The 290-nt window shown below is 41.4% G+C and carries 1 pseudogene; it reads left to right on the top strand.

Features of this window, described 5'->3' with window-relative positions:
- Nucleotides 1-81: 81 nt before the first annotated feature.
- Nucleotides 82-290, top strand: a pseudogene (locus SB773_RS31095) (spermidine/putrescine ABC transporter ATP-binding protein); the annotation flags it as partial.

The raw sequence follows: 290 nt of genomic DNA, 5'->3' as shown, positions 1-290 counted from the left end.
CGGATTGCTGTGTTCAATTTTGGTGTATGCCACCAGGTCGGGACGCCGGCAGAAATTTATAATCGGCCGGCCAATGATTTCGTGGCGAGTTTCATAGGTGAGATTAATCTATTGCCCGTTCAAGTCGAAAAAGTTCAACAAGATAATATAGTGGTAACCCTAAAAAACAGTGAACAACCGATTAAATTCAATGTACAAAATCAAGTTAGTGAAGGAATTTCTATTCTGCAGACTGATTATGACCTTGCTGTTTCGATTCGTCCTGAAGCAATCAGGATTCTGGATGTGGC

The organism is Bacillus sp. SIMBA_074 (genome assembly GCF_046534555.1).
Classification (GTDB): Bacteria; Bacillota; Bacilli; order Bacillales; family Bacillaceae_G; genus Bacillus_A; species Bacillus_A mycoides.
Note: the sequence above shows the minus strand (reverse complement) of the source record. Positions and strands in the feature narration are given on the sequence as shown.